The organism is Phytoactinopolyspora endophytica (assembly GCF_004138495.1).
Classification (GTDB): domain Bacteria; phylum Actinomycetota; class Actinomycetes; order Jiangellales; family Jiangellaceae; genus Phytoactinopolyspora; species Phytoactinopolyspora endophytica.
In genome coordinates this window covers 85,488-93,524 of record NZ_ML142851.1, presented here as the reverse complement: position 1 = coordinate 93,524, position 8,037 = coordinate 85,488, and the positions used below count along the sequence as shown (strand labels likewise).

Here is an 8,037-nt window from a genome sequence, read left to right as displayed (position 1 = left end):
CGCATCCGTCAGGACGGTCCGGCGGCCGCCCGCGGTTCCGCCGGCTCGGACGAGGTCATCAAGGCCGAGGGCAAGGACGAGATCGGCGAGGTCACGCGCGCGTTCAACGAGGTCCACGCCATGGCGGTCCGTATCGCCGGCGACCAGGCGTTGCTCCGGCAGAACCTCGACACGATCGTGGTGAACCTGTCGCGGCGGACCCAGTCGCTGGTCGATCGCCAGCTCGGGGAGCTCGAGACGCTCGAGCAACGTGAACGAGATCCAGATCAGCTCAGCACGCTCTTCCGCATCGACCACATGGCGACCCGAGTACGACGGCACGCGGAGAGCCTGCTCGTTCTCGCCGGAGTCGAGGAGATGCGTACGCAGACCGCCTCGGCACCTGTCCTCGATGTGGTGCGTACGGCGGTCGGCGAGGTCGAGCAGTACCCACGGGTGAAGTTCGGCGTCATGCCGACTGACCTCGTCTCATCCACCGCCGTCGACGACATCGCTCACATGCTCGCCGAGCTCATCGACAATGCGACCGAGTTCTCCGCGCCGTCCACGCCCGTGCGGGTCACCAGCCAACCTCTCCTCGGCGGGGGGCTGCGGATATCCGTCGCGGACGCCGGCCTCGGTGTCCCCGAGGAACAGCTCCACGAACTCAACGACCGCCTCTCCAACGTCAGCGACATCGATGTCGCCACCTCACGCACGCTCGGCCTGTACGTGGTCGCCAGGCTCGCGTCGAAGCACGGCATCGGCGTACGCCTCGAGGCTGGTTCCGGTGGTGGCACCGTGGCCCAGGTCGATATTCCGTCCAACCTCATCCACTCGCCGCTCGACGGCGGAGCCGAGCCCGTCAAGGATCCCGCCGAAGACCTCCTGCACACGCCCAATCCGTGGCTCCCGCCCAACGCTCCGGCGCGGCAGGCAGACCAGCCGCCCCAGGGTGCGGCGGTGTCGGCCGCGCCCAGCCCGCCCTCGCCGCCTCCTCAGCAGCCAGCCGAGAGCGTTCCGGTCGCCGGCTCGGACGGATGGCCCGCTTCCGAACCGCCCTCCGCCCCGACGGAGCGGGTCACGGAGCCCATAGCGAGCTTCGGCAGCGATGACCTTCCTGACTTCACCGGCGAGAATACGTTCGGCCCCACCAGCCCGACGGACACCAGCGACTCCCCGATCTTCGAGTCGGTCCGATCCGCGTGGTTCAACGATCAGGGCAATGACTGGTCCAGCCCGGCCGACGCCGGCTGGCGTCGGGCCGCCGAGGTACTGCGCTCGGCCGAGGAGGCCGCGACCGCACGGTGGAACCAGCGGCCCGCGGAGCAGCCCGCACCGAAACGCGCTCGGCCGACCGGCGCGCGACCCGCTGTGCCCGGCTCGGGAAGGGCCGTGAGCGGCACGCCGCAGGCCGAGCCCACCACCCCGGCGGCACCGGAACAGATGCCGCCGCAACCGGACTTCGGAACGCCACCGGCGCCGGACTTCGGAACGCCACCGGCGCCCGATCCGGCCACACAGGTGCCCGCGCCTTCCATGGGCGGGTCCAGCCTTCCAGTGCGCCGCCGTGGAGCATCGCTGATCCCTGGTTCCATCGACGACCCGGCTGCCACGCAGGCTGCCCAGAGACCCTCGCCTCCCAAAAAGAACGCGGACTCCGTATCATCCACTCTTGCAAGCTTGCAGCGCGGTGTTGGTCGCGGGCGGCAGGAAACCGGTGGCTGGGTCCCGAAGCGTCCCAGTGACCCCGAGAGGAGCAAGCAGTGACGAATTCTACGAACGATGAGCTCAATTGGCTCCTCGATCGTTTCGTCCAACGCACGACAGGCGTCGCTCATGGCGTGGTGGTGTCTGCCGATGGTCTGCATCTCGCCGGCTCCTCGGGGCTCCCCCAGGACCGCGGAGAGCAGTTGGCGGCCGTCGTTTCCGGCCTGGCGAGCCTGACCGTAGGTGCGTCGCTCATTCTCAACGCCGGAGAGGTCCAGCAGACCCTGGTGGAGATGGCCGACGGTTTCCTCCTGGTGATGGCGGTTGCATCCGGTGCTCACCTGGCGGTCTTGGCGGCGGCCGGCTGTGACCTCGGCCAGGTGGGATATGAGATGGCACTACTAGTGGAAAGGGTCGGCGCGGCGCTGAACCCTGCCGCTCGCGTGGGGTGACGCGAGAGGTGAGGGACAGCTCGGGGGGTCAGCCGACGTGAATGCAGGAGAACACGGGGACGACCATGCCGATACCTGATTCCGGCCGCATCCGGCCTTATCTCGCCACGCGCGGTCGAACCCGTCCTGTCCAGGACATCGCGATCGAGGCATTGGTCTCCACCACTGACGCAGGCAGAGGCCACGGCATCGACCCTGAGCCGGAGCGTGACCGCATCTTGCGGTTGTGCCATTCGCCCAGGTCCGTTGCCGAGATCGCCTCCCTCGTCTCTACACCGCTCGGCGTTGCTAGGGTGCTTGTCGCCGATCTTGAGGCAGAGGGCCTCACCCGCGTCGCGGACCCGCACGCGGCATTCCATGGGTCGGTCGAACCGGCTCGCGATCTGAGTGTGCTGGAAAGGGTGAGGGATGGCCTCCGTCGACTCTGAGATGTCCAGGGGGACACAGGCGTCTCAGGACGCTCTATCGGTCAAGATCGTTGTAGCCGGCGGTTTCGGGGTCGGCAAGACGACATTCGTCGGCTCCGTAAGCGAGATCGAGCCGCTGCGGACCGAAGCGCTCATGACCGACGCCTCGACCAACGTCGACGACCTGTCGATGCTGCCGGAGAAGCGTACGACGACCGTAGCGATGGACTTCGGCCGCATCACCTTGGCCGAAGACCTCGTGCTTTACCTGTTCGGCACCCCAGGACAGAACCGCTTCTGGTTCATGTGGGACGACATCACCCGCGGTGCCATCGGCGCGGTCATCCTCGTGGACACCAGACGTCTGGCCGACTGTTTCGGAGCAGTGGACTACGTTGAGCAGCGTGGTATCCCTTTCCTGATCGCTCTCAACGCATTCGACGGCCAGCAGCAGCACACGGCTGACGAGGTCCGGGAAGCGCTGCAGCTCGGGCCTGAGGTGCCGTTCCTGGTGACCGACGCTCGTGATCGGGATTCGGTCAAGTCGGTGCTCGTGACGTTGGTCGAGCATGCGATGAGCGTGGTGCAGCAGCAGAGCTGAGCGTGGGCAGAGCGTCGAGCAGGGGGCAGGGTATGCGCCTGGCTTGGTGGTGGGCGGTCGAGTTCTCCTCTGCGGCTGGGCCTCGGCGGTAGTGTCCGTAGCTGGTTGCGTCACGCAGCGCCTCGGCCGAAGTGCCGCTGCCGGAGAATCTCGTCCGCCCACTTCCGATGCAGCTTCCGCCGGCGGCTATCCGCCGTCTGTTCTCAGCGCGTCAGTCTCCCGATGGCACTGCTCCCGCTCGCGCCTACCCGCAACGCGATCTGCTCCGCCGCGTTCTCGCCGCTGAGCCGGCTCACGTCGGCAGCTACCGGTACCGCGCGTCCCCTCGGTGAGCTCGACCCGCCTTCGATCGGCGGGTATCAGAAATCTCGCATCCGATGGGTGTGCGCGGCCGCCACCCTATTCGCGACGAACGCCGCGTGAGCTGCCGTGAAGGAAATGGCCGCTTCAAGCGGTCGGAATCACCACGACGGCGCACACGGGTAACCCGCGCGGCTTGTCCGCCTCAGGCGGAAGACTCGGGTTGAGTGGACCACCATTTCAGGAGCTCGGCTTTGGCGTCGTCCTCGGATAACGGACCAAGGTCCATCCGGATCTCCAACATGTGGTTGTAAGCACGGCCGACGACAGGCCCCGGAGTGATGCCCAGAATATTCATGATCTGGTTGCCGTCGAGGTCGGGGCGGATTTTGGCCAGCTCCTCCTGCTCCTGAAGCTGTTCGATGCGCTCCTCAAGGCTGTCGTACGAGCGTTGGAGCGAGTTGGCTTTGCGAGGGTTGCGCGTGGTGCAGTCGGAGCGGGTCAGCACGTGCAGGTGGTCGAGGAGGTCGCCCGCGTCGCGGATGTAGCGGCGAACAGCCGAGTCGGTCCACTGACCGGTGCCGTAGCCATGGAAGCGCAGGTGAAGCTCGGTCAGCTTGCTGACCGCGTCGACGACGGCCGAGGGGAAGCGGAGCTTGGTCAGCCGTTTGCGGACCAGCTTCGCACCGACCACGTCGTGGTGATGGAAGCTCACACCGCCACCCGGCTCGAAGCGTCGGGTCTTCGGCTTGCCGATGTCGTGCAGCAGCGCGGCGAGGCGGATCGTCAAATCGGGCGTGTCCGCGGGGAGTCGATGCTCGAGCTCTATCGCCTGTTCCAGGACGGTCAGGGAATGCTCATAGACGTCCTTGTGACGGTGGTGTTCGTCGATCTCCAGCTGGAGGGCGGGGAGCTCGGGCAGAACGCGGTCGGCTAGGCCTGTGTCGACCAACAGAGTCAGACCGGCACGCGGATTCGGGGAGAGCAGAAGCTTGGTCAGCTCGTCTCGGATCCGCTCTGCCGAGATGATGTCCAGCCGATCTGCCATCTCCCGCATCGCCTTGATCACCTCAGGAGCGACGTCGAAGCCCAGCTGAGCCGCGAACCGCGCGGCCCGCATCATGCGCAGCGGGTCGTCGGAGAAGGACGTCTCCGGGGTGCCTGGCGTACGGATCAGCTTGCGGCCCAAGTCCGGCAAGCCGCCGTGCGGATCGATGAACTCGCGATGCGGGAGCCGCAAGGCCATCGCGTTGATAGTGAAGTCCCGACGGACGAGGTCGTCCTCGATGGTCTCTCCATAGGCGACGTTCGGCTTGCGGCTCGACCTGTCGTACACGTCGGAGCGGTATGTGGTGACCTCGATCTGGAACCCGGCCTTCGTTGCTCCGATGGTGCCGTACGCCTCACCCACGTCCCAGACGCTCTCCGCCCATCCGGACAGCAAGCGCTTGGTCTGCTCTGGCCTGGCCGAGGTGGTGAAGTCCAGATCTTGACCGAGCCGATCCATCAACGCGTCCCGAACGGACCCTCCGACCAGGGCTAATTCCTGCTCGGCAGCCGTGAATCTCGCGCCCAGCTCGTCCACCACGGGGGCGATACGGAGCAGCTGGCGTACCGCGTGGCGCTGCGCCGCGGACAGGGTTTGGTTGCGATCAGTCGATTCCGTCACGACGCTCGAGCGTACGACGTGCCACGACAAAAGCAGAAGCCCGATACCCTGGGTCTATGCTCGGCCGGAGATTGGTGACCACCGCCGTGCTCGCAGTCGTGACGATGATCTTGACATGGCCCGCCACGGCTGCGGATGGACCCCAGGATCAGGATGCGGGCGCCGGGGTGGCCAGCTACCTGCATACCGTCAGTCCGTCGACGATCAGCCCAGGTGATGAGCTGACCCTCGCAGGGGTGGTGGAGAACACCGGAGACGAGCCGCTCACCAATGTGCAGGTCTTACCGCGCTGGAGCGACGTGCAGCTCGAGACCCGGGAGGAGATCCGCCAGGTCAGCAGCGACACGAGCCTACGTTGGGGGTTCCGCCGGGACGACCCCTACGAGGTCGTGGCGGAGAGGCTGGAGCCCGGCGAGCGACGGGAGTTCGAGCTCACCTTCGACGACGTGGACCAGTTCGGCTTCGGTCTCGCCGGGGTCTATGTGCTCGGCGTCGACGTGCGCGGGACCCTGTCCAACGGAGAACGCATCGATCTCGAGACGGTTCGTACCGTCGTTCCATGGATGCCTGACGACCAGACACCCGATCCCGTCGACGTCGCGCTGATGTGGCCCGTGGAGGCGACGCCGTCGCTGAGCCCTGACGGAACACTCGTCAACGATGCACTCGCCGGACGGCTTCAGGATGGCGGCCCGCTCGACGCGGTCGTGGACGCGGCCGGCGACAGCCCGGTGAGCTGGCTGGTGGACCCTGATGTGCTGGACACCGTCGAAGCAATGGCGGACGGCGTCGATATCGAGGGTGAGTCCACGGATCTGTCCGAGGAGATGTCCGAGTTGGCCACCTCATGGCGGTCCGACTTCGACAGCGCGACGAGATCCGGGACCATGTTCGTCCTTCCGTACGCCCAGCCGGATGTTGACGCCTTGAACGCGGCTGATGGCGCGTTGGCTTCTCGTATCGCCACGGCGTCGGTGGACACCACCACTGAAGCGGCCCGCACCATGCGCGACGTGCGCACCGGCGTGGCATGGCCGGGCGGCGGGGTCACCAACGACGAGGTGCTCGGCACGCTCGCCGACGCCGGCGTCCGAACGGTGATCCTTTCCGGGAACAGTGTCTCCCCCGAGCCCGGATACCCGCTCGCGCAGATGGAGACACCAACGGGTGCGCTGGACGTCGTCGTCACCGACACCGGGCTCGACGCCGTGCTGGCCGAGGCCTACACCGCGACCTCCCCGGAGTCGGGAGCACTTGCCCTACAGCAGATGTGGGCGGCCGAGACAGCCATGGTGGCACTCGAGGCGGAGGCACTGGGGGAATCCCCACAGCCCCTCGTCGTGGCTCCCCCCTCCCGATGGACACCTGAGGCCGAAGTGGCATCCGCCGTGATCGACACCTGGACATCGCTACCGTGGGTGACTCCGACAGCGGTGACCGAGCTAGAGCAACCCGCCAGGCCGGCGTCCGTCTCGGCTGTCCCGGACGAGACCGCCAACACGCTTCCCAGCGAGAACGCCACGGCGACCGGCGAGCTCGAGGCCGCCGCGGAGGATTACGCCGAGTTGCTGGCCGAGCCCGACCCCGAGCTCAGCGAAGCCCTGGATCTCGCCATTGTCCGGTCCGCCTCCGAAGGATGGCGCGACGACCCCGCTGCGGGAGTGGAGTACGCATCGGAGATCACTGATGAGCTGTCCGAACCCCTCAGCGAGGTGCATGTGACCGTGCCGGAGTCGGTCACGCTCTCCAGCCGCACCGGCGTCTTCCCGCTCACCGTCACCAACGACCTCGACGAGGCGGTAACCGTCAAGCTCGACATCCATGCCGCCAACCCGGACCGGCTCCAGGTGGACGAGGTCGAGGTGCGACGGGTCGAAGCAGGTTCCCGCGAGACGATCGAGGTGCAGGCGAACGCGGCCACCAACGGGCGGGTGCCGATCACGGTCCAGCTTGTCACCAGCAATGGCTCTCCGCTCGGAACGGCCTCTCGGACCGTTGTGAACGCAACCGACTACGGAACGATCGGCTGGTTCATCATCGGCGGTGCCGTCGTCCTCTTCGGTGGCTCAGTGCTCCGGACGATGCTCCGCCGAAAGGCCGATGGCAGGGACTCAGAGTCCGCAGAGCTCACAGAGGGCGAGGCCGCAGACGGGAACGATGATCGCCGCGAGCTGTCCTCGCGTACCACGGAGGCCACCAGATGAGCCGCGCACCTGGGACCGCGGCGGCCAGCGGCGAACCACCGAGCCCCAAACGGCCGAGCATCCTCGGTTCGAGCGCCGTGATGGCTGCCGGCACCGTCGTCTCGCGGTTGACGGGATTCGGACGGGCCGCCGTGATCGCCGCGGCCCTCGGTTTGACGCTGACGGCCGACGTCTTCAACGTGCCCAACGTCATCCCCAACATGCTCTACGTCCTCGTGGGCGGGGGCATCCTGAACTCGGTCCTGGTTCCAGTCCTGGTCAGGGCGATCAAGAACGACGCCGATGGCGGTGAAGCCTACTCACAACGGCTGTTCAGCCTGGCCGTGACGGTACTCCTGGTGGCCACCGCGCTAGCGGTGCTGGCCGCGCCCCTGATCATCAGGTTGGTCGTCGACGGTCGGTACCTCGAACCTGAGATGCGGCCGTACTACGACAACATGGTCACGTTCGCCCGGTTCTGCTTGCCACAGATCTTTTTCTACGGGCTCTACGTGCTCATCGGCCAGATCCTCAACGCCAAGGGCCGGTTCGGCCCGATGATGTGGGCGCCGATCCTCAACAACGTGGTGGCGATCGGCGTGTTCGGGGCGTATCTCGTGGTCTTCGGAACCAAGTCTCCGGAGACGTTCGAGTCGTCGGAGACTCTACTGCTCGGTGTCGGATCCACGGCCGGTGTCGCGGCGCAGGCCCTGATCCTCCTCCCGGTGTTGCGCAA

Annotated in this window: 7 protein-coding genes; 6 read left to right on the top strand and 1 reads right to left on the bottom strand. The window is 66.8% G+C overall.

The genetic code is table 11. The features are described 5' to 3' along the window. The 4 genes from ELR45_RS34705 to ELR45_RS06330 all read left to right on the top strand — a co-directional run. The coding region (locus ELR45_RS34705; RefSeq protein ID WP_240759212.1) for a sensor histidine kinase at positions 1-1,749 on the top strand (1,749 nt) is incomplete at its 5' end. Beyond that, a complete protein-coding gene (locus tag ELR45_RS06340) occupies positions 1,746-2,141 on the top strand; it encodes a roadblock/LC7 domain-containing protein (RefSeq protein WP_129664417.1) in 396 nt (131 codons plus the stop codon). The genes ELR45_RS34705 and ELR45_RS06340, both read left to right, overlap by 4 nt. A 41-nt stretch (positions 2,142-2,182) precedes the next feature. Further along, positions 2,183-2,569, top strand: coding sequence for a DUF742 domain-containing protein (locus ELR45_RS42535; RefSeq protein WP_129664416.1), 387 nt, complete (start codon positions 2,183-2,185; stop codon positions 2,567-2,569). Position 2,570: 1 nt separating this feature from the next. Further along, positions 2,571-3,149: a GTP-binding protein gene (locus tag ELR45_RS06330; protein WP_129665034.1), complete on the top strand. Its 579-nt coding sequence runs from the start codon at positions 2,571-2,573 to the stop codon at positions 3,147-3,149. A gap of 505 nt (positions 3,150-3,654) precedes the next feature. Here ELR45_RS06330 and ELR45_RS06320 read toward each other — a convergent pair. Then, positions 3,655-5,118 carry a CCA tRNA nucleotidyltransferase gene (locus ELR45_RS06320; RefSeq protein ID WP_129664412.1) on the bottom strand — a complete coding sequence of 488 codons (1,464 nt, stop codon included), beginning with the start codon at positions 5,116-5,118 and terminating at the stop codon, positions 3,655-3,657. Between the two features lie 56 nt (positions 5,119-5,174). Between ELR45_RS06320 and ELR45_RS06315 the strand changes: the two genes are divergently transcribed. Further along, positions 5,175-7,322 carry a DUF6049 family protein gene (locus ELR45_RS06315; protein ID WP_129664410.1) on the top strand — a complete coding sequence of 716 codons (2,148 nt, stop codon included), beginning with the start codon at positions 5,175-5,177 and terminating at the stop codon, positions 7,320-7,322. Beyond that, a partial coding sequence (murJ, locus tag ELR45_RS34700) for a murein biosynthesis integral membrane protein MurJ (protein WP_276320644.1) occupies positions 7,319-8,037 on the top strand: 719 nt, incomplete at its 3' end. The genes ELR45_RS06315 and murJ, both read left to right, overlap by 4 nt.